The sequence below is a fragment of the Pseudarthrobacter sp. R1 genome (genome assembly GCF_024494415.1).
Taxonomy (GTDB): Bacteria; Actinomycetota; Actinomycetes; order Actinomycetales; family Micrococcaceae; genus Arthrobacter.
Genome location: NZ_JAMKFI010000001.1, coordinates 155,259 through 175,697, shown reverse-complemented (window position 1 = coordinate 175,697; position 20,439 = coordinate 155,259). Strand labels below are relative to the sequence as shown.

The 20,439-nt window shown below is 65.5% G+C and carries 21 protein-coding genes; 12 read left to right on the top strand and 9 right to left on the bottom strand.

Going from position 1 to position 20,439, the window contains the following annotated elements:
- Positions 1–107: 107 nt before the first annotated feature.
- The 3 genes from M8J71_RS00800 to M8J71_RS00790 form a co-directional block, all read right to left on the bottom strand.
- On the bottom strand, positions 108–1,040 hold the full coding sequence (locus M8J71_RS00800; protein WP_256246112.1) for a 2-hydroxyacid dehydrogenase: 933 nt from the start codon (positions 1,038–1,040) through the stop codon (positions 108–110).
- Positions 1,037–1,819 (bottom strand): DeoR/GlpR family DNA-binding transcription regulator, encoded by a 783-nt coding sequence (locus M8J71_RS00795; protein ID WP_256246111.1) that lies wholly within the window; start codon positions 1,817–1,819, stop codon positions 1,037–1,039. The genes M8J71_RS00800 and M8J71_RS00795 overlap by 4 nt, the downstream gene beginning before the upstream one ends.
- Positions 1,820–1,886: 67 nt before the next feature.
- Entirely contained in the window at positions 1,887–3,032 is a 1,146-nt protein-coding gene (locus tag M8J71_RS00790) for a Gfo/Idh/MocA family protein (RefSeq protein ID WP_256246110.1), read from the bottom strand.
- Between the two features lie 139 nt (positions 3,033–3,171).
- Between M8J71_RS00790 and M8J71_RS00785 the strand changes: the two genes are divergently transcribed.
- The 9 genes from M8J71_RS00785 to M8J71_RS00745 all read left to right on the top strand — a co-directional run bounded on the left by M8J71_RS00785 (position 3,172) and on the right by M8J71_RS00745 (position 11,985).
- A complete protein-coding gene (locus M8J71_RS00785; RefSeq protein WP_256246109.1) occupies positions 3,172–4,080 on the top strand; it encodes a carbohydrate kinase family protein in 909 nt (302 codons plus the stop codon).
- 37 nt (positions 4,081–4,117) lie between these two features.
- Entirely contained in the window at positions 4,118–5,002 is an 885-nt protein-coding gene (locus M8J71_RS00780; protein WP_256246108.1) for an aldolase, read from the top strand.
- Positions 5,003–5,095: 93 nt separating this feature from the next.
- The gene (locus M8J71_RS00775; RefSeq protein WP_256246107.1) at positions 5,096–6,382 is read left to right on the top strand and encodes an ABC transporter substrate-binding protein; all 1,287 of its coding nucleotides are present in this window, start codon (positions 5,096–5,098) and stop codon (positions 6,380–6,382) included.
- Complete coding sequence (locus M8J71_RS00770; RefSeq protein WP_256246106.1) at positions 6,379–7,350, top strand: carbohydrate ABC transporter permease; 972 nt, start codon at positions 6,379–6,381, stop codon at positions 7,348–7,350. Before M8J71_RS00775 ends, M8J71_RS00770 begins: the two co-directional genes overlap by 4 nt.
- A 4-nt stretch (positions 7,351–7,354) precedes the next feature.
- Positions 7,355–8,170, top strand: a complete 816-nt coding sequence (locus M8J71_RS00765) for a carbohydrate ABC transporter permease (protein WP_256246105.1) — start codon at positions 7,355–7,357, stop codon at positions 8,168–8,170.
- A gap of 73 nt (positions 8,171–8,243) precedes the next feature.
- On the top strand, positions 8,244–9,683 hold the full coding sequence (locus M8J71_RS00760; RefSeq protein WP_256246104.1) for an NAD-dependent succinate-semialdehyde dehydrogenase: 1,440 nt from the start codon (positions 8,244–8,246) through the stop codon (positions 9,681–9,683).
- Positions 9,684–10,427: a sulfite exporter TauE/SafE family protein gene (locus tag M8J71_RS00755; RefSeq protein WP_256246103.1), complete on the top strand. Its 744-nt coding sequence runs from the start codon at positions 9,684–9,686 to the stop codon at positions 10,425–10,427. It begins immediately after the preceding gene.
- A gap of 61 nt (positions 10,428–10,488) precedes the next feature.
- Positions 10,489–11,748 carry an AGE family epimerase/isomerase gene (locus M8J71_RS00750; protein WP_256246102.1) on the top strand — a complete coding sequence of 420 codons (1,260 nt, stop codon included), beginning with the start codon at positions 10,489–10,491 and terminating at the stop codon, positions 11,746–11,748.
- A 48-nt stretch (positions 11,749–11,796) separates the two neighbouring features.
- Entirely contained in the window at positions 11,797–11,985 is a 189-nt protein-coding gene (locus M8J71_RS00745; protein WP_256246101.1) for a hypothetical protein, read from the top strand.
- 99 nt (positions 11,986–12,084) lie between these two features.
- On the opposite strand, the gene M8J71_RS00740 is transcribed toward M8J71_RS00745, so the two are convergent.
- Positions 12,085–13,092: a phosphotransferase gene (locus tag M8J71_RS00740; protein ID WP_256246100.1), complete on the bottom strand. Its 1,008-nt coding sequence runs from the start codon at positions 13,090–13,092 to the stop codon at positions 12,085–12,087.
- 78 nt (positions 13,093–13,170) lie between these two features.
- On the opposite strand from M8J71_RS00740, the gene M8J71_RS00735 reads away from it, so the two are divergent.
- A complete protein-coding gene (locus M8J71_RS00735) occupies positions 13,171–14,406 on the top strand; it encodes a mechanosensitive ion channel family protein (protein WP_256246099.1) in 1,236 nt (411 codons plus the stop codon).
- Positions 14,407–14,449: 43 nt separating this feature from the next.
- Positions 14,450–15,202, top strand: a complete 753-nt coding sequence (locus M8J71_RS00730; RefSeq protein WP_256246098.1) for an ArsR/SmtB family transcription factor — start codon at positions 14,450–14,452, stop codon at positions 15,200–15,202.
- A 117-nt stretch (positions 15,203–15,319) separates the two neighbouring features.
- On the opposite strand, the gene M8J71_RS00725 is transcribed toward M8J71_RS00730, so the two are convergent.
- The 5 genes from M8J71_RS00725 to fdhA form a co-directional block, all read right to left on the bottom strand.
- A complete protein-coding gene (locus M8J71_RS00725; protein WP_256246097.1) occupies positions 15,320–15,535 on the bottom strand; it encodes a hypothetical protein in 216 nt (71 codons plus the stop codon).
- A 55-nt stretch (positions 15,536–15,590) separates the two neighbouring features.
- Positions 15,591–16,952, bottom strand: a complete 1,362-nt coding sequence (locus M8J71_RS00720; protein ID WP_256246096.1) for an MFS transporter — start codon at positions 16,950–16,952, stop codon at positions 15,591–15,593.
- 46 nt (positions 16,953–16,998) lie between these two features.
- Positions 16,999–17,922 (bottom strand): serine hydrolase, encoded by a 924-nt coding sequence (locus M8J71_RS00715; protein ID WP_256246095.1) that lies wholly within the window; start codon positions 17,920–17,922, stop codon positions 16,999–17,001.
- 116 nt (positions 17,923–18,038) lie between these two features.
- A complete protein-coding gene (locus M8J71_RS00710) occupies positions 18,039–18,389 on the bottom strand; it encodes a GNAT family N-acetyltransferase (RefSeq protein ID WP_163165521.1) in 351 nt (116 codons plus the stop codon).
- A gap of 112 nt (positions 18,390–18,501) precedes the next feature.
- Positions 18,502–19,719 carry a formaldehyde dehydrogenase, glutathione-independent gene (fdhA, locus tag M8J71_RS00705; RefSeq protein ID WP_256246094.1) on the bottom strand — a complete coding sequence of 406 codons (1,218 nt, stop codon included), beginning with the start codon at positions 19,717–19,719 and terminating at the stop codon, positions 18,502–18,504.
- 320 nt (positions 19,720–20,039) lie between these two features.
- Between fdhA and M8J71_RS00700 the strand changes: the two genes are divergently transcribed.
- Positions 20,040–20,369 carry a DUF6457 domain-containing protein gene (locus M8J71_RS00700; RefSeq protein ID WP_163165525.1) on the top strand — a complete coding sequence of 110 codons (330 nt, stop codon included), beginning with the start codon at positions 20,040–20,042 and terminating at the stop codon, positions 20,367–20,369.
- The last annotated feature ends 70 nt before the right edge of the window (positions 20,370–20,439 follow it).

Below are 20,439 nucleotides of genomic sequence, written 5' to 3'. Positions count from 1 at the left end.
CAGCTTAGGAGCCGGGGGCGTGCTGCAAAGGCAACACGGGGTCACTCTTGGCCCCAAATATCAATTATTGGGCAAGGAGTGACCCCGCGTTGCAGTACGCCGCGGTGTTAGCCCCGGGACGGACCGCCCAGCACCACGTTCACTGGCTCCTTGCCATCGAGCATCAGGCCGATCTGCTGCCTGATCAGCCTGACCATCCGCGGGAACATCGCCGAGCTGGCCCCGCCCACGTGCGGAGTAATCAGCACGCCGGGGGTAGTCCACAGCGGATGGCCAGCCGGGAGCGGCTCGGGGTCCGTGACGTCCACAGCGGCACGCAAACGGCCGGACGACGTCTCCGCCAGCAAAGCGTCGGTGTCCGCCACCGGGCCGCGTGCCACGTTTACCAGCAGGGCGTCATCGGGCATCGCAGCCAGGAATTTTGCGTCCACCAGCTGCTGCGTCTGCTCGCTCAGGGGCACGCTCACCACCACGATCTCGTGCAGCGGCAGTTGCTCATACAGCGAGTCGATCCCGAAAATCTTCCCGGCATGGTCCTCACGCTCACGGCTGGCCATCCGGGTCACGTGCGTCTCGAACGGCAGGAGCCGCGCCTCGATCGCCTTGCCCACTCCCCCGTAGCCCACCAGCAGCACGCGCCGGTCCGCCAGGCTGGGCCGCTGGCTGTTGTCCCACGTTCCGCTGGCCTGGTTCCGCACGAAGTCGGCCATTCCGCGCTGGCTGGCGATCATCATTCCCAAGGCAAGTTCCGCCGTCGAGGTCTCGTGGACCCCGGCCGCGTTCGCGAAAACGCAGCCCTTGGGCAGGACGTCCGCGACGCCGTCGTACCCGATCGACTGGCTCTGCACGAGCCCAACGTCGACGCCCTCCAGGGCCGCCAACGCGGCCGGCTTGCCCATGTAGGCCGGTACCAACAGGTCCAGGCGGCCTTCCGGAGCAGGGCCGGTCAAGTCCCAGAGAACGAAGTCGACGCCGTCGATCGGCTCCAGCGCATCCAGCAGCTTTTGGTCGGGCAGGCACACCCGCAGCCGCCGGCTCATGCGGCTACCACGAGCTTGACATTGGCGGCAGCCAGCGCGTCCTCGATCTCCGGCGGCGGCGGCGCGTCAGTCACCAGCACATCGGCAGCATCAAAGGCCGCAAGCCTGGCCAGCGCGTACCGCAGCATCTTCTGGTGCGTTGCCACCACTACCACCTGTTCCGCAGAGTTCATGAGGGCGATCTTAGTGGCCCGCTCCACGTCCCGCTCAATGTAAAACGCCTCGTCATGGATGCCGCTGACGCCGATAAACGCCGTCTTCGCCCGGAGTCCGGCTGCGGCACTGACCGTCATCGGCCCGTTAAACGCCTGGCTGTCCAGGAGCAGCTCCCCGCCCAGGCAGATGGTCCGGGCAGCCGTCAGCTGCAAGCAGCGCTGGATGGCCGGAGCTGAGTGAGTGATGATGGTGCCCGTAAAGGAAGCGGGCAGTTCCTGCGCAACCTGATACGTCGTGGTGCCTGCATCCAAAATGATGGCGTCCCGCTCCCCGATCATTGCAACGCAGGCGCGGGCCACCCGCTGCTTGGCGTCGGCGTCCTCGCGGACACGGGCTGCGAAGTCCGCGTTCTGGCCTTGGCCATGAATGGCGCTCACCCCGCCGTGCACCACCCGGACCAAACCCAGTTTGGACAGCACGCGCGTGTCCCGCCGCACCGTCATGTCCGAGACCGCAAATGTTTCAGCCAGATCGGTGGTGGAAATGAACCCCCGGCGGCCCAGCTCGTCCAGAATGGTGCGCTGGCGGGGCGTCAGCGGCGCCTCCTCACGTGCCATGCTCATAACCCCTTCTTTCCTGGTCCTCATACTGGACGTCCGCACCGCGGAGTGTTGCAATTCCAACACCAATCTACTTACTGACGTACCCCGGCACCGCATTCGCAAGCTCAATGGGGCGTCCTTCTATGATGGAGCGCTCCGCCGCCAACCCCATCCGCACGGACTGCAGGCCGTCCGCGACCGTAACTTCCACAGGTCCTTCCCCCAGGATGGCCTTCCGGTAGCCAAGGTGCTCATAGTACGTGGAGCCGTGGTGGGCACCGGCGGCCAGGACCGCTTCATCCACCGGAACCTCATGCTTTTCAGGCCCCAGCGGCGAGCGCGGGCTGAACTCCACCGTCGCTTCCGCCTCATCACCTGCGATCCAGTGGTTGGCCGCCACCGGGATGAGGGTTTCGATCTTGGCAGCGTCCCCCACGATCGAGATCCGCTCCTGGAACTTGGACCCTTCGGCGAACATGGACAGCTCCAGCATGGCTCGGCGGCCGCCCTTGAAATCGACGATGACGTAGGCGTTGTCGATCATGTCCGAAACACGGCCGTTGTAATCCTCGTCCATATGGTTCACGTCGTGGCCACCGCTTGCGTAGACACGTACCGGCTCGTCCTGCAGGATCAGGCGCATCAGGTCAAAGAAGTGGCAGCACTTCTCCACCAGGGTTCCGCCGGTCCGCTCGGAGAACCGGTTCCAGGCGTCCACTTTGTGCAGGAACGGGAAGCGGTGCTCCACGATCGAGAGCATGTAGATGTTGCCGAGCTTGCCATTGCGCGCGGCCTGGATGACCTCCTGCACCGGCGGCATGTACCTGTATTCCATGGCAACCCACACCGGCGCCGGGTAATCCGCTGCAAGCTTTTCGAGTTCGTCGGCCTGGGCGGGACAGGTGCAGACGGGCTTCTCCACGAGAACGGGCAGGTTGGTGCCGCTGGCAAAGATGTCCTTGAGGATTCCCAGGTGCGTGTCATTGGGGCTGGCGATCACCAATGCATCCACCAGGCCGGAGGCCAGCAGTTCCTGGTGCGAGGGGAAGGTCTGCACCTCGTAGCCGATCTCAGCCACGGTCTCCTCCAGGGATGAGGGCTGGGGATCGGACACTGCGGTGATCCGGCTCCCGGGAATCAGGGCGAGGTTCCGAACGTGTTCGCGGGCCATGTGGCCGGCGCCGATGAGGCCGTATCGAATGGTCCGGACCGTTTCCGCAGAAGGCAATGACATGTGCTGCTCCGTTTCTCTACGTTGAGTTTGGGGGACCGCGGCGTTGCATCCCAAACAGAACTATACAGAAAGTGTTGTTATTCCAACATAGCGTGTGTATATTTCTTCAGTACCAGCCGGAACTACAACGAGGTGGAACGTGCCCCAACCGTCAACTGGACCCCTGCTCTTCGTAGGCTGCGCCACTCTTGACTCCATTGCCTTGGTGCAGGAGTACCCTGCCGCGGACAGCCGCACCGTTGCCACAGACTTCGCTATGGCGGGTGGCGGCCCCGCAGCCACCGCCGCGGTCGCAGCGGCCCGTGCCGGAGCCCGGACAGCCTTCGCCGGCGTCCTTGGCACTGACGAGGAAGGGGATCGCATCATCCAAGGACTGGAAGCAGAAGGCGTCGACACCTCAGCCGTCATCCGCGACGCCAGCGTCAAAACCGGCGCCAGCGTGATCGTCGTCGCCGCCGCCAGCGAAAGCCGGGCCATCGTCACCCGTCCGGTCCCGCCGGTCAGCTTTCCCGCAGGCAGCCGCTTCCACGAACTGCTGGCCACCGCACCCTGGGTCCATGCAGACCATTTGGGCTGGAACGCGGTGGCCAACATCCCTGGCGTCCACTCAGCTGAAATCAACATCAGTGTGGACGCCGGCAACCCCATTCCCTCCTTTACCCCCAACGGGATCGCACTCTATGTCCCCACCATCGAACGCCTCCGCTCGGAATATGGCGAGAGTCTTTCCCCGGAGGCCCTCCTGAGGAAAGCAATGGACGACGGCGCCTCCGCCGTCGTCGCCACCGCCGGCTCTGAAGGGGCCTGGGTCCTGGAACGCGGCGGGGACCCGATCCACGTTCCTGCGGCGCCGGCCACCATCGTGTCCACCCTGGGCGCCGGTGACGTCTACCACGGCGCGCTCCTCGCCGCCGTTGCAGCAGGCCTTTCCCTGGTGGAGGCCGCAGCATTCGCTGGCCGCACCGCCGCAGCCTCCTGCGCCGGGCTGGACGGCCGGTCCTTGATTCCTCACCAAACCGTCACCCCTGCCCTCTCCTCCAAGCCTTAACCTCCAAAACCCACCGCCTAGCTGAAAGAAGCAGCCCATGAGCCCCACCGACCTTTCCCCGCTCCAGCGCCCGTCAGGCGCATTCGCCATGCTCGCCGTTGACCAGCGTGAAGCAATGCGCAACATGTTCGCCGAGCACACCGACCAGCCCGTAACCGACGAGGACCTCCGGGACTTCAAACTTGAGGCAGCCCGGATCCTCACCCCGTACGCCTCCGGCATCCTCATCGACCGCCAGTTTGCGCTGGACCAGGCCATCGAGGCCGGCGTGGTGGACCCGACCTGCGGGCTCATCGCTTCGGCCGACCACTTTGAATCCGCGCACGGCGAGCTGGTGGGCGAGGTGACCATCGACCGGCTGGTGGACCCGCACAAGTACGCCGCCCTGGGCGTGAAAGCGCTCAAGCTGCTCGTCCTGTACCGTCCGGACGAACCCGCCGAGGGCCGAGTGGCAATGGTCCGCGAATTCGTCGAAAGCTGCCAGTCCGCCGGGCTCATCAGCATCATCGAGCCCGTCTCCCGCAAACCACTGGCCGGCGGAGACTTCGACTGGAACGCAGGCATCCTCGCCGCTGCCAAGGAACTGGGCAGCCTAGGCGCCGACCTTTACAAGGCGGAGGTCCCCTTCCACGGCCAAGCACCCGAAGAGGACGTCCGCGCCGCGTGCGCCGAACTCACCAAGGCCATCGACGGCCCCTGGGTGGTTCTCTCCTCCGGCGTCCCCGAGGACGTCTTCCCCGACGCCGTCCGGTGGGCTTGCCTGGAAGGCGCGAGCGGCTTCCTCTCGGGCCGCGCCGTCTGGGCGTCCTGCATCGGCACGCCCGACGTCGTCGAATCCCTGTCAACAGACGCCGTCCGCCGGCTGCAGCGCCTCTGCGCCGTGGTGGACGACGTCGTCTCCACCCAAAGGACCCACGCATAAGCGCTCCCGGAGCGCCAAAGCGTTCTGACCGTGGCAACCCCTTTTTCGCGGCCAAGTAAACAAGGCACAGCAAAACTCAACGAGGAGATTATTGTGAGTCAGATTTCACGCAGGCAGGCCATCGCGCTTCTCGGAGCCCTGGGCTTCGGCGCCAGCGCAGCAGCGTGTGCCGGACCTGGCGGTACCACAGCCCCGGGCGGCGCCACCGGACCGGCGGCTCCCACCACCGGCAACATCACCGGAAAGGTGTCATTCGCGCACTGGCGCGGTGAGGACAAGGTGGTGTTCGACGAACTGGTCAAGCGGTTCGCTGCACTGCATGACGGCGTGGAGGTGGCCCAGGATATCTCGACGTCCAACGACTACAACGCCCAGGCCCTGCAGAAGCTGCGCGGCGGCTCGATCGGCGACGCGTTCGCCACTTTCCGCGGCGCCCAGTTCAAGAACTTCACGGATGCCGGCATTTACACCGATCTCAAGGGCAGCAAGGCCGCCGGTAACTACCAGCAAGGGCTCCTGGCTGCCGGCAAGTCCGGGGACAACCAGCTTGGCCTGCCCTACCAAGTGGTGTTCCCCATGCCCATGGCCAACCTGGACCTGTTCGACAAGGCCGGTGCCGAGATCGCACCCAAGGACTGGGATTCCTTCCTGGCCATGTGCGAGAAGCTCGCATCCTCCGGAGTCATCCCCATCTCCTGGCCGGGCGGCGACGTTGGAAACGGCGGCCAGCTGTTCAACTGCATGATCGCCAACAATGCCCCTGTGGATGACATGTGCGCCCAGATTGAGCAGGGCAAGCTGAAAGTCACTGACGACTGGTTCATCAAGATGCTGAACCAGTACAAGGACCTGGTCCCGTACCTGCAGCCGAACGCCACCGGCACCGCAGTGGAGCCGGCGCAGAACCTGTTCTCCCAAGGCCAGGCCGCCATGCTGGCCACCGGCTCCTACCACATCGCCGCAGTCCGCGGCCTGGGCGCCCAGTTCCCCATCGAGCTGGTGTTCCCCAACACCTCCGACGGCAACGGCAAGTACGAGGGTGCCTACAATGCCACCTTCATCCTGGGCGTCAACTCCGCCAGCAAGAACCAGGCGGCAGCGGCAGCGTGGATCGACTTCCTGTCGGAGCCGGAGAACGCGGGCTACTACGCCAACCAGACGGCCCAGCACGTCTCCGTGAACAACGTGGAATACACCAACCCGGACCTGAAGCGCCTGAGCCCCTGGCTGGAGAAGAAGACGGCGCTCGCCGCACGGTTCCAGTTCCAGAACCTGGACGTCCGCAACGCCGTGGAAGCCAGCGCGACGGCGGTCATCTCCGGCACCAGTCCGGAACAGGCTGCCGAAGCTGCCCAGAAGATTGTTGATGAACGGCTATGAGCACCCACGCCACCAAACCGGCCGCAAAGCGCAGCAAGGCTCCGCACAGCGCTGACGAGGCCGCCGCTGCCAAGGCCCGCCGCCGCCGCTCCCCCACCCGGGTGAATCCGGCACTGTACCTCTTCCCGCTTCCCGCCGTCGCCATCATCGCCTTCTTCCTGGTGATGCCCACCCTGCAGGCCTTCCAGTACGCCATTACGGACTGGAACGGCTTCTCGGCCGCGTTCAACTATGTGGGGCTGGACAACTTCATCCGCGCTTTCACCAGCGATTCGCTGTTCACGAATGCGCTGGCCAACAACCTGAAGTTCGTGCTGCTGGTGGTGATCGCGCAGACGCTGTTCTCCCTGATCCTTGCCCTGATGCTCACGAAGAACTCCCGGGGCAGCATCCTGCTCCGGGCCCTGTTCTTCTTCCCCACCATTCTGTCCTCCGTGTCCGTGGCCTTCATATGGAAGTTCATCTACGACCCCAACTTCGGCCTGGCCAACTCGGTCCTGGGCGCCGTAGGGCTGGAAGCACTTCAAGGCTCTTACCTTGGCAACAACGCCCAGGCCCTCTACTGGGTGGCCGTCACCCAGGTGTGGTTCCACGCCGGCCAGATGATGGTGGTGTACATCGCGGGCCTGCAGTCCATCCCGCGCGAACTGTACGAAGCAGCTGAAATGGACGGCGCAGGCAAATGGCAGCAGTTCAAGTCAATTACCTGGCCGTTCGTGGCCCCGGCAACGTCCATTGTGGTGGCTTACACCACCGTCCAGTCGTTCAAGGCCTTCGACCTGATCCTGGGCATTGCGGGCAACCCGCCCAAGCAGTCCCTGGACATCCTCTCCACACGCATCTACAGCACCTTCGCCAACTCGGAGTTCGGCTACGCCGCCGCCCAGTCGATCATCTTCATGGCGATGATCGCCCTGGTCACCTGGCTACAGCGCCGCCTGCTCCGCCTCACCCCGAAGGGGGAATGACAGCATGCTCGCTTCAATAACCCGCCGCGGGATCCTTGCAATCTACGCGGTCATCATCATCGTTCCGCTGACCGTGGTGGGGTTCGGCAGCTTCAAGTCCACGCAGGAACTCTTCGCCGGACCGTTCAGCCTGCCGCAGTCCCTCTCCCCCGGCAACTACGCGGAGGTGATTGGCGGCCAGGACCTGGGCTCGTCCTTTATGAACAGCGTAATCGTCACCGCCATCTCCGTGCCGGTCACCCTGTTCCTGGCCAGCTTGGCCGGCTACGCCATCTCCAGGCTCAAGGGATTCATGTCCTGGGCCATCTTCGGCTTCCTGGTCCTGGGCATGGCCATCCCGGCGCAGGCCAACATGGTGCCGCTGTACGTGCTGTTCGGCAGGCTGGGGCTGCTGGACAGCCTGACCGGCCTAATCCTGGCCAACGTGGTGTCCACGCTGCCCATCGCAGTGTTCATCCTTGGCGGGTTCATGCGGACCCTGCCAAAGGAACTCTACGAGGCATCATCCATTGACGGCACCGGGCCCTGGAAGACCTACCAGTCCATCGCCCTGCCGCTGTCGGCACCGTCCATTGCTGCCGCCGCGATCTTCCTCTTCGTTATCCACTGGAACGAGCTGCTCTACCCGCTGCTGTTCATCCAATCCCCAGGCAACCGCACCCTGCCGCTGGCACTGCTCAGCTTCCAGGGCGAGTTCCAGACCGACTACCCGCTGCTCTTCGCTGGCGTCATCCTGGCCTCCCTGCCCGTCGTCGTGGCTTACGTCTTCCTGCAGCGTTACTTCGTCGCCGGTATCACCGCAGGTGCCAGCAAGGGATGAGGATGACGACAACGGCGGGCCGCACCCGCCCCTCCGCGCTTGAACTTTGCCAGCCCAACGAAAGGCACCATTCGTGAACCTCAAATCAGCCCGACACCTCGTGAACGGCAGCTGGCACACCGCCGGAACCGCCAAGGACGTGACGGACCCCGGCAACGGCAGTACCGTGGGCGAGGTGGCCTGGGGCACCGCCCTTGATGCGACCAAAGCGGCCGACGCCGCGGCGGAGGCCTTCGGTTCCTGGTCCCGCACCACCGTCCGCAACCGCGCTGACCTGCTCCGCAACGCCGCAGATCTCCTGGTAGAACGCCGCGACGAACTCGCCCACACCCTGGCGCTCGAAGCGGGCAAACGGCTTCCGGAAGCGCAGGGCGAGGTGGATTTCTCCGCGGAGTACTTCCGCTGGTTTGCCGAGGAAGTCCGCCGCGCCACCGGTACAGTCAGCCCACCGGAGCTGCAGGGGCGCCGCCACCTCAGCCTCCGTAAGCCCATTGGCGTCGCGCTCAGCCTCACGCCGTGGAACTTCCCGGTTTCCATCCAGGCCCGCAAACTCGCCGCGATGCTCGCTGCCGGCTGCACCGTTGTGGGCCGGGTGTCCGAGAAGGCACCGCTCGCCGCCACCGGCCTGTTCGAGGTCCTGCACGACGCCGGGTTCCCGGCCGGCGTGGTCAACCTGGTCCACGGCCCGTCCCGCGAGATCACGGCAGCCCTGCTCCAGCACCGCGCAGTGCGGGCCGTCAGCTTCACCGGCTCCACCGGTGTGGGGCGGCAGATCATGGCATCCGCTTCCGAGCGTGTGGTCCGGCCACTGCTGGAACTTGGCGGCAATGCCCCCTTCATCGTCTTCGAGGACGCTGATTTAGACGCCGCCGTCGAGGGCGCGGTGCTGGGCCGGCTCCGTAACACGGGCCAGTCCTGCGTGGCCGCCAACCGCTTCCTGGTCCAGGACAGTATCGCAGACGAATTCGCGGCAAAGCTTGGTGCCCGTTTCGACGCCATGAGCATCGGGCACGGAGTTCCCGACGCTGGAGCGCCCGTCCCGGACCTCGGTCCCGTGATCGATGCCGACCGGGTTTCCGCTGTCCAGGCTCTGGTCGATGATGCCCTCAACCGCGGTGCCCGCCGTGTCACCCAACGCACCGAAGTCCCCGGCCAGGGCTCCTTCCTGGCACCCACCCTGCTGACGGACGTGCCGGACGACGCACCCCTGGTGACGGAGGAAGTGTTCGGCCCGGCGGCCGGCGTCGTGACCTTCTCCTCGGAGGAGGAAGCCATCCGGAAGGCCAACGCAACCGAGATGGGCCTGGCCGCCTACATCTGGAGCGGCAGCCCGAAGCGGGGCTGGGACATCCCGGAGCAGCTCGAAGCGGGCATCGTAGGTGTGAACGATCCCCTGCCCTCCGTGGCCTTCGCGCCGATGGGCGGCGCCAAGCAGTCCGGCTTGGGCCGGGAAGGGTCAAGCCTCGGCCTGGAGGAGTTCGAGGAGGTCCAGTACGTGGCCTGGCGGCCGTAAGTGCTGACCACCGGGTTGGTGCTGGGCGCCGTGGTGATGGGTGCCGGGATGCAACGGATCACCGGGATGGGCTTCGCCCTCGTGGCCGCCCCCTTCCTGGTCCTGCTCCTGGGCCCGGTGGAAGGTGTGGTGCTGGTTAATGTGTGCGGTGCAGTCACAGCGGGCGCCATCATCTTCCGGGTTGCCCGGGACATCGACTGGAAGCGGTACCTGTGGCTCGCGGCCTCCGCCCTGCTGGGGATCATTCCGGCGGCGCTCCTGATCCCCTTCATCCCCGCGGCGGTCCTGGAGATCTCCATCGGGGTGATCCTCGCCGTGGGGCTGACCGTCCTGCTGGTCCTGAAGTCGGCCACCCTCCCGGCCCGCCGCCGCTACCTCTTCACTGCCGGGGGCCTCAGCGGATTCATGAACACCGCGGCGGGCGTGGGCGGGCCGGCGGTGAGCATGTACTCCATCGCCACCCGGTGGCAGCACAAGTCCTTTGCCGCCACAATGCAGCCCTACTTCTTCACCATTGGCGCGTTATCCCTCGCCTCCAAGGCGATCACTGCGCCGGCGACGTTCCCTGTGATGCCGTTGGGCATGTGGGTTGCCGTTGCCGTGGCCTGCCTGGCGGGGCTGGTGCTGGGCGACATCGCGTCGAAGTTCGTCCCCGCCCGCGCCGCGCAGATCCTGCTGATCATCCTGGCCTACCTGGGAGCGGCCGCCACCATCATCCGCGGCGTGCTGGACGCCGTTGGGTAACAGCTGTGAACCATCCAATCGCTACTTCGTACTTGCACCTGCAACAGAGAGAGGAAATAACATGACGTGGCTGAACAGTGCCGCTCACGCACGATGGCTCGAGGCGGAAACCGATCGCCTGATCACTTTCGCCGTGAATTCGAAGGTGCCCACGGGATTTGGCTGGCTCGACAACTACGGCAAAGTGTTCGCCGACAAGCCAACCCATCTTTGGATCACCGCACGGATGACGCACAGTTTCGCTGTCGCCGCTTTGATGGGACGGCCGGGCGCCGCAACACTCGTTGACCACGGCATCGCAGCACTCAATGGAGTCCTCCACGATGATGAGTTCGGCGGCTGGTACGCCGAGGTGGATGAGAACGGTCCGGTCAACGACACCAAGTCCGGCTACCAGCACTCCTTCGTGCTCCTCGCTGCTGCCAGTGCCGTTGCAGCAGGGCGCCCCGGCGCCCGGGAGTTGCTGGACGAGGCGTTGCGGATAGCTGACACAAAATTCTGGGACCACGAAGCCAACATGTGCTTCGACTCATGGAACCGGGAATTCACCGAAACCGAGGCATACCGTGGCGGTAACGCAAGCATGCACTCGGTGGAGGCATACCTCATCGTCGCTGACGTGACCGGGGAGACCCGCTGGCTTGAACGGGCCCTGCACATCGCCGAGGTGCTCATCAACAACTTCGCGCGCAACAACAACTACCGGGTCTTTGAGCACTTCGACCCGGAGTGGAACCCCATGCCGGAGTACAACACCGATGACAGGGCCAGCCAGTTCCGTGCCTATGGCGGAACCCCCGGCCACTGGGTTGAGTGGGCGCGCCTGCTCCTCCACGTCCGTGCCGGGCTCGAGGCCCGCGGCCTGGACGTCCCGGCCTGGCTGCTTGAAGACGCGCGGGGCTTGTTCGACGCCGCCATCCGCGACGCCTGGGAGCCGGACGGCCACCAGGGATTTGTCTACACCGTCGACTGGGAAGGCAAGCCGGTTGTCACCACCCGCATCCGATGGGTTCCCGCAGAGGCAATCGGGGGCGCTGCAGCTCTCTACATCGCCACCGGCGAAAAGAAGTATGCGGACTGGTATGAGCGAATCTGGGACCACGCCCGCGACTGGTTCATCGACTACGAGCACGGATCCTGGAAGCAGGAACTCGACGAGCACGGCAACGTCACTTCTACCGTTTGGTCCGGCAAGGCCGACATTTACCACCTCTGGCACTGCCTGGTGGTCCCGCGCCTTCCGCTGGCACCCGGACTGGCTCCGGCAGTCGCGGCAGGCTTGCTGGACGCCCGCATCAGTGGAGCCAGGCCAGGCCTCTAAAGCAATTTCACCCAGCAACCATCCTCACCCCTCTCTGAAAGGACAGCCATGTCTGCCATCTCCTCCAAAGAAACCGTCCTGCACGTCTCCGCCGCGGACGCCGAACCCCTGAATCTGCGCCTCGACGCTGGCGCCGCAGTGAACGTCCGCGTCGAGGTGCAGGGCAACTGCACCTGCCAGGGTGGCGCGGCCCGCCGGCCGGGTTCCTACACAGACACCGACTTCGGCACGCGGTAGCCCGGTACGACGTGGAGGACCCGCTGCCAGCAGAGTCCGAGGCCGGCGCTAGTTCTCCTTCAACCGGATCACAGGTGACGCGAAACGGGCCGGAAGTTTTCAGCCTGGCAGCATCGTAGGTGGCTTTCGGCCCTCGGCCGTGGCCACCACGATGTCGCGCTGTTCCGCATAGTGTCTGTTCAGCCCCGCAACCAGATCGCTCAGCCAACCCTCGCCGTCGGGCCCCCTATCCATCACGTCCGAAGCTTCCGCCAGTTGCTGCGCGGCGAAAGCTGCCCGGTGTAGCAGGAGGGCATCCAGGGTAACTGCATGGCCTGCTGTCCGCCGATATCCATCAACGAAGGCAGCCAGCAGTTCCGGATGCAATGGCGCGGCGGGCCGTGGACCCAGGAGGTCACGCACGGCAGCGGACATGTCAGCAGCCGCAGGCATAACCCCCGCTTCATCCAAGTCGAAGGAAGTGGGTCTGCCGGCGGACCACCTCAAGTTGTCCAGTTCGAAGTCCCCGTGGCCCACCACGAGCGGACCGCTCTCCGGGCCCCAATGCATCGCCAACTCCTGCGCCGCTGCCGCGAGATCGGGGTCTGTCATATGCCGGGCCAGCACGGCGAAAGGATTCCGCGGCGGCGGCGCTGACGGCGGCACCACCTCTCCCGCCGTTCGGTGGAACTCCGCGAGCGCTGCACCCCAGGCGGCGGCAGCGCCGGCGTCGAGCCCGTCCACATCCAACTCCTCGCCGTCCACCCTTTTCACCACACATGCCGCCATCTCGCCGAGAGGCGTGTGGATTAGCTCCACCGCCCGGCCCGCGCATGACCTCACGAGTTCCGCCACGGGTGCTCCGGCGTCGGTGAGCCGGTCATGCAGCTGCGCTCCACGCTGCAGGTGCGCTCCTGACGCGGAGCCGGCCGGGGCGAAGCGCGCGTAGAGCACTCCACGGGCGTCCCCGCCAGGCGGCACTACGAACACGTGCGCCGCCGAGGAACGCCAGTACCGCAGGCCACCGGCGGGAATGTCCCAAGCCCGGCCGACCGCATCTGCCACCGGCGACCGCCACTCATCGTCAACGGTGGTTCGCAACGCGGCGATCTGAGTCAACGGCAGCATGTGGCCATCCTGACACGCACCACGCCCAAGTCCGGGTCAATTTCGCCCCCCTCCCACGAACTTGATACAGGTTAATAAATGCAAGACCTACTGAATCCCGCCATGCCCCTCATTGCCGTCACGCTGGCAGTGGCCGCAGGCCTGGTCCTGTCCTGGCTGCTGCGCAAGCTCGTCCTGCGCCTCAACCGCAAGCGTCCGGAGCTCCAGGCCACCTCGCGGGTGGCGCGGCAGCCGCTGCGTTTGGCACTGTGCCTGATCGGCGTCCGCACCGCGCTGGGACTGACAGCCGCGGACAAAAGCTGGCTTCCCGCCGTGGACCATTTGCTCCTGATTGCCCTCATCGGTTCCCTTGCCTGGCTCGCCGTGGCAATACTGCTGATCATCGAAGCGGTGGTCCTGGGCCGGTACAGCGTGGACGTCGCGGACAACCGGCGTGCACGGCGGCTGCGCACCCAGATGATCCTGGCCCGCCGGATCGGGGTGGCGCTGGTGGTGGTGCTCGCAGCCGGCTCGGTGATGCTTACCTTCCCGGCCATCCAGGCCCTCGGCGCCGGGCTGCTGGCCTCCGCCGGCGTCATCTCGATCGTGGCTGGCCTGGCCGCCCAAACCTCCTTGGTGAACGTCTTCGCGGGCATGCAGCTTGCCTTCACGGACGCCATCCGCGTGGACGACGTTGTAGTGGTGCAGAAGGAATGGGGCCGGATCGAGGAAATCACGCTCACCTACGTGGTGGTCCACATCTGGGACGACCGCCGCCTCATCCTGCCCTCCACGTACTTCACCACCACGCCGTTCGAGAACTGGACCCGCCGCCAGTCCGAGGTGATGGGCACCGTGGAGTTCGACCTCGACTGGCGCGCCCCCGTGGAAGCCATGCGTGCCGAACTGCGCACCGTCCTGGCGGGGACAGACCTGTGGGACGAGCGCGTGGGCATCCTGCAGATCACCGACGCGACCGGCGGCTTCGTCCGGGTCCGCATCCTGGTCAGCGCCGCGGACAGCGCCGCGCTCTTCGACCTGCGCTGCCTCATCCGTGAGGCCATGGTCAGCTTCCTGCAGCAGGGCCATCCGGAGGCCCTTCCCCAGCAGCGCTGGACCGAGGCAGTGTCCGACGGCGGCGCCTCCTCCCACCGTCAGCGGCCACTGCGCGGACTGGGGACCTCCGCCCGCGAGGGTTCGCGCCCTCCGACTGAGCCGCAGGAATCCCAGCTTTTCACCGGCTCAGTCGAAGCTGTCCAGCGCTCACGGGCCTTCACCGGTCCCGGCGAGGATGTGTTCCAGGACCGGGACCAGACGCTGGCGTCCAGAAACTGAAAAGCCTTGATAGGTGACCATATGGTCACCTATCATTATTCCCATGGATGCCGTGTTCAAGGCACTCTCCGGCTCCACCCGGCGGGACTTGCTCGATGAGCTCTTCCGCGAGGACGGGCAGACCCTCGGCGCCCTCGAGGGCCGGTTCGACATGTCCCGGTTCGGGATCGCCAAGCACCTCAGGATCCTGGAGGAAGCCGGGCTGGTGGTGACCCGGCGCCGGGGGCGCGAAAAGCTGCATTTCCTGAACCCGGTCCCCATCCGGCTCGTCCACGACCGCTGGGTGAGCAAATATGCAGAACCATGGGCCGCTGGCCTCAGCGACCTCAAATCCAGATTGGAAAGCCCCATGGAAAAGATCTTCGAAATCTACATCAAGACCACGCCGGAGCGGCTCTGGGAAGCCATTACGGACAGCGGGATCCGCAGCAAGTACCAGTTCGGGAACACCATCGAATCGGACTGGACTCCGGGCGGCAGCTTCACCATGAACAACGTCAAAGCAGGCGCGCCCCTGGGTGAAGGCGTGAACCTGGAAGTGGACCCGCCGCGCCGGCTCGTCCAGACCATGCGGGCCCTCTGGGGCGAGGACGTCAAGGCCGAGGGGACCTCAAAGGTCACCTGGGACATCGAGCCGGTCGGCGATTCCTGCCGCCTCACCGTAACCCACAGTGACCTCCGCGAGGGCGCCAACGAACAGCTCTACGGCGGCTGGCCCATGATCCTCTCCGGCCTGAAAACCTGGCTGGAAACCGGCGAGAAACTCACCACACCCGGCTCGCTGATGTACTCCTAAGTCCCTCGCTGCACAGCTGAGGAAATACGACGACGGCGCTCCGGCGCCGAGGAGGAATGGAACCTGTCTCTGCGGGCAGCCCCTCTGCCCGGGGGCGCGCTATCGGGGGTGGGCGCGCTATCCGGCCAGCGGCCGGTTGGTGCCGTCCCATCCCCTGCGCCGCAGGTTGCGTGTGGCCACCAGCGAACCCCCGATGAACAGCACACCCAGGACCACGGTGGCAACGCCCACGTAGAACCATCCGCCCCGGCCGAAGATCATCAGCGCGGCGCCGAGAATGCACAGGCCTTTCGCCGTGATATCCAAGTACAGCTGCACCTTTGGATTGTCCATAGCTCCACGATAAACCCCGCGCAGGCAGCCCGTCCCGGGCCCTCCGGGGCAGGCCCTACTCTGCGCGCTGCCGCCATAGCAGGAACACACCGAACGTCACCAGGCACAGGACGAGCATGGCCAGCACCATGCGTGCCCAGTTTTCCTGGTCCACGCCGCCGGCCGCGAAAACGCCGATCATCACGGTGGCGGTGATGGCGCCAACATACCGGCAGGTTTGGTAGATGCCTGCCGCGACACCACGTTCCTGGGGCCGGGTGGAGACAAACATGCCCTGGTTCGTGGCAATACTCACCGTTCCGTAGGGGACGCCCATCAGGGCAGTCAGCACCACCACCAGCGGGATCACGAGCGTGCCGGTCAGGAGCCACATCAGCGCGGCCGCCGCGGTCAGGAGCACGACGCCGGCAATCAGCACCCGCCGCACGCCGAACCTGCCCATCGCCCTGACTGCCCACGGCGTGGCTACCACCGACATCGCGGCCAGCGGCAGCATCAGCAGGCCAACGACGCCGGGATCGTAGCCGCCCGCTTCCTGCAGCAGCTGGGGAAGGCCGAAGAACACAAAGTAGTAGACGCTGCTGAACACTGCGAAGCCCAAGTAGACCAGCATCAACGGCCGGTTACGGCCCAGCAGCCGCAGGTCCAGGAAGGGCCTGTTGAACCGCAGCTCGCGCCAGGCGAACAGCGCACCGATCGCCGTTCCGGCGGCCAGCATCCACCAGCGGTAGCCGGGCGCCACGTTCAGCGCAGCCATCATCACCAGGAGCAGGGCGGACACGAACCCCAGGATTCCCGGGATGTCCGAGTCCCTGACAAGTTCGGCGACGCTGCCACGTTCCCGCGTCTCATCGTGCGGCGCCGCCTGCCTGACGATCAGCAGCGCGGCCAGCGCCAGCGGCACGTTGATCAGGAACAGCGCTTCCCATCCCACGAAGCTGACCAGCAGGCCGCCCACCACCGGGCCCACTGCGGCCGCCGAAGTGTTGGCCATCTGGAGCCGGCCCAGTGGGCGCGCGGAATCCACCTTGGCCCGGTGGGCGACGGCACCCACCATCACCACCGCGCTGGGATATGCAGTTGCCGTGCCCAGCGCCATCACGGCCCGCGCCACGCAGAGCAGGGCGAAGTTCGGTGCGAGCGGTGCCAGCGCGCAGGTGACGGCAACCAGTGCCATACCCAGCATGAACATCCGGCGCGGTCCGAACCTGTCGGCCAGCCTGCCCATTACCGGCTGCCCGGCCGCCGAGGCGAGGTAGAACGACGTGACCACCCAGGTGACGGCGGCGACGTCGAGCCCGAAGTCTGCGCGGAGCACCACCAGGGCCACGGCGATCATCGAGGAGTTGAGGGGGTTCAGTGCCGTGCCCAGGCTGAGGCCGGCGACGGCCAGGGGAGTCCGGGGTTTGTTGCTCACGGAAACAGTCTGGTGCACCGGAACAGGCATGCGCGACTTTGATGACCTAACGTGCCTGGCCGCCGGCCTGCACGGGCGGAAACAGCGATTCTTCGACCAGGCCGGTGAGCTCGCGGATGACGTCAGCCTGCCCCGGTGCTTTACTGCCCTCGGGATTCTCGGTGTAGACCACCAGCACAAACGAGGAGCCCCGGTACGTCAGGACCGCCGCGTCGTGAAGTTCGCCGCCAAATTCCCCGTACTTATGAAAGACCTCGACGCCGGCCTGCGACCCGGCTGGGATCAGTTCCTCGTTATTGGTGTCCTGCATGTAGCCGAGCAACTGGGCGGTATTCTCCGCGTTCAGCAGGTCCCCGGCGTAGAGCCGCTTGAGGACCAGTGCCATTTCCGCAGGAGTCAGCAGATTCTCCTCGGGATCGTAGGCGACGCCGATGGAGGCGGCATATTCAGTGAGCTGCGGGTAGCCCACTGCGTCCATCAGCAGCAGCCACGAATCGTTGTTGCTTTCGTTCACCATGGCTTCGAGCTGGAACGCCGCGTCGTAGTCCCCTAACGGCTCATCCAACGCGGCCTCGCCGTTTTCAACCTGGTGGTAGTACGCCGCCGCCGTGATGATCTTCGCGGTGCTGGCGGCCGTAAAGGCTTCCTGGTCGCCGAAGGTCAGCGCCGCATCGCCGGACACGTCCGCCAAAGCCAGCCCGATCCTGTAGTCATCGTTCTCCTCCAGGACGGAATTGATGCGGTCTTCGAGGGCATCCGGGGCCACAGCCACGGGGGCTTCCGGAACAGCGGCGGGGACTGGACCGGCTGCGCCAGCCAAGGGCCCGGACCGGACGGCTGCGAAAACAAGGCTGGCCCCAATGACCAGCGCGACGGCAGAGAACAGCAGCGCCAGCAGCAGAACTCTTTGCCCTTTCCGGGACGCGCGGAAGTGACGCCCTGCCGGGCGCAGCGCTGGGTCCGCCGACATAGAACTCCTGCAACTCGGATGATCATAAAATCACATCGGGCGCCCAGCGCACACCGATGCTAAGGCTGCTGATTAAATCACACGAGCTTGGGAGTTGCCTGAACGTCCGAGACCCGTCAGCGGGCGCGTGCCGAGAGTGCCGTGTCCAGGAACTCGAGGTGGGCTGGAGCGGTGCGGACCGTATTGCCGTCGTACTCCGGGTGTTTCGTCAGGAACTTTTTGATGTACGGGCACACGGGAACGATGCCCCGCCCGGCGCCCACGGTTTCATCCAGGGCCGCCGTGGCGAGCTGGCCTGCGAGGCCCTGGCCGCCGTATTCCTCGTTGATCACGGTGTGGTAGAAAATCCGCTGGGGTGAGGCGCCGCCGTCGTAATCCTTGTAGGCTGCCTTGCCGATTACGTTGCCGGCGTCGAGGATTTCGAAACGCTGGCGGTCGGGGTTGTGGCGGACGGTGATCTGGCTCAAGGGAACTCCTTCAATGCGGTGACGTTGCTGCCCTTGCAAAGCCTAACCCGGGCAGGGCAGCCCTTATTTCCGCATTGATTTTCCCGGCTGGACCACCGCCCGCCGTGACGCCTTAGCTCAGGTATCCGTTGGGGTTGAGGACGTACTTCGTGGCTGCGCCGGCGTCGAATTCCGCGTAGCCCTTGGGCGCCTCTTCCAGGGTGATGGGCTTGGCGTTGACGTTCTTGGCGATGCTCACCCTGTCGTGCAGGATGGCCATCATCAGTTGCCGGTTGTACTTCATCACCGGGCACTGGCCCGTGGTGAAGCTCAACGACTTGGCCCAGCCGGTGCCCAAGCTGAGGCTCAGCGCGCCCTTCTTGGCGGCCTCGTCAATCCCGCCCGGGTCACCGGTGACGTAGAGGCCCGGGATGCCCAGGGCGCCGCCCGCCGCGGTGATGTCCATCAGCGAGTTCAACACCGTGGCCGGCGCCTCCTCTGCGTCCTTTCCATGGCCGTGTCCCCTGGCCTCGAAGCCGACGGCGTCCACGCCACAGTCCACTTCCGGTACGCCGAGGATCTGTTCGATCTGCTCCGCCGGGCCACCCTTGGTGAGGTCCACCGTTTCGCAACCGAAGCTTCGGGCCTGCGCCAGCCGGTCCTCGTTAAGGTCACCAACAATCACGACGGCGGCGCCCAGCAACTGCGCGCTGGTCGCCGCTGCGAGGCCAACCGGGCCCGCTCCTGCCACGTACACGGTGGAACCGACACCCACCCCGGCGCTGACCGCGCCGTGGTACCCGGTGGGAAAGATGTCCGAAAGCATGGCGAGGTCCAGGATTTTCTCCATCGCCCGGTCCTTGTCCGGGAACTTCAGCAGGTTCCAGTCTGCATACGGCACCAGCACATAGTTCGCCTGGCCGCCCACCCAGCCGCCCATGTCCACGTATCCGTAGGCGCTGCCCGGGCGGTCGGGGTTCACGTTCAGGCAGATGCCGGTCTTGCGTTCCTTGCAGTTCCGGCAGCGGCCGCAGGCAATGTTGAACGGCACCGAACAGAGGTCTCCGACTTTGATGAATTCGACGTCGCGGCCCACTTCCACCACCTCGCCGGTGATCTCGTGGCCCAGCACCAGATTCGGCGGTGCGGTGGTGCGTCCGCGCACCATGTGCTGGTCGGACCCGCAGATGTTTGTGGCCACGGTCTTGAGAATTACGCCGTGGTTGACGGCCCGCCCCACGTTCGCCGGATTCACGCCCGGCCCGTCTTTCAGTTCAAAGCTGGGATAGTCGATGTCAATAAGTTCAACCTTGCCTGGCGCTTTGTAGGCAACGGCTCTGTTCCCTGTCATCTGTTTCTCCTGAAGTCAGGCCGGCCCGGTGGGGCAGCCGTAGTTTTGGGTAGGTGTAGTACCCCTGCAGGCAGGGCCCGGCCTGATCAATCTGGCGCCTTCTTTGGTGCCAAGTGATCGGTGCTGACGCTCCTGGCCTGAGGTTCGGCCAGTCTAGGCGGGGCTTGGTGGCAGTTCCAGAGCCAGCCGGGAGGGAGATCTACCCTGTTTGGGATTAGGGGTTTTAGGGACCCCATGACTTCCGTTGCGAAGCCTTGTAATGTCGGCACCGGAAAGACGCCACTCAGCAGCTGGCCCGATACTCACGACAGGAGCGAACCATGGCAGTCAGTGACGAAGAAGCACGGGTACTGGACCAGTGGAGCAACCGGCTTGCCCAGGCGCTGCAAATTCTGGATTTGGACGTGGACAACGAGTTACTCCTTGACCTGGCCCGCAGGTCGGCGGACTCGATAATCCACCCTGCCGCCCCGGTCACCACCTTCCTGGTGGGCTATGCCGCCGGGCTGGAAGCCGGTACCGGCAGCGCGGGGACGCGGGAGGCCTCCAGCGCGGCGGTGGCCAGGGCTGCCAGCGTTGCTTTCGGGCTCTGCGACGACGGGCACGACGGCGGCCCGGCCAGCAAGGGCTGGGCCGACACAGCGCAGTAGACGGACACAGCGCAGTAGCCAGGCACAACGCAGTAGCTATCGCGTCGCCGTCGCTAAGCCACGCGCGGTC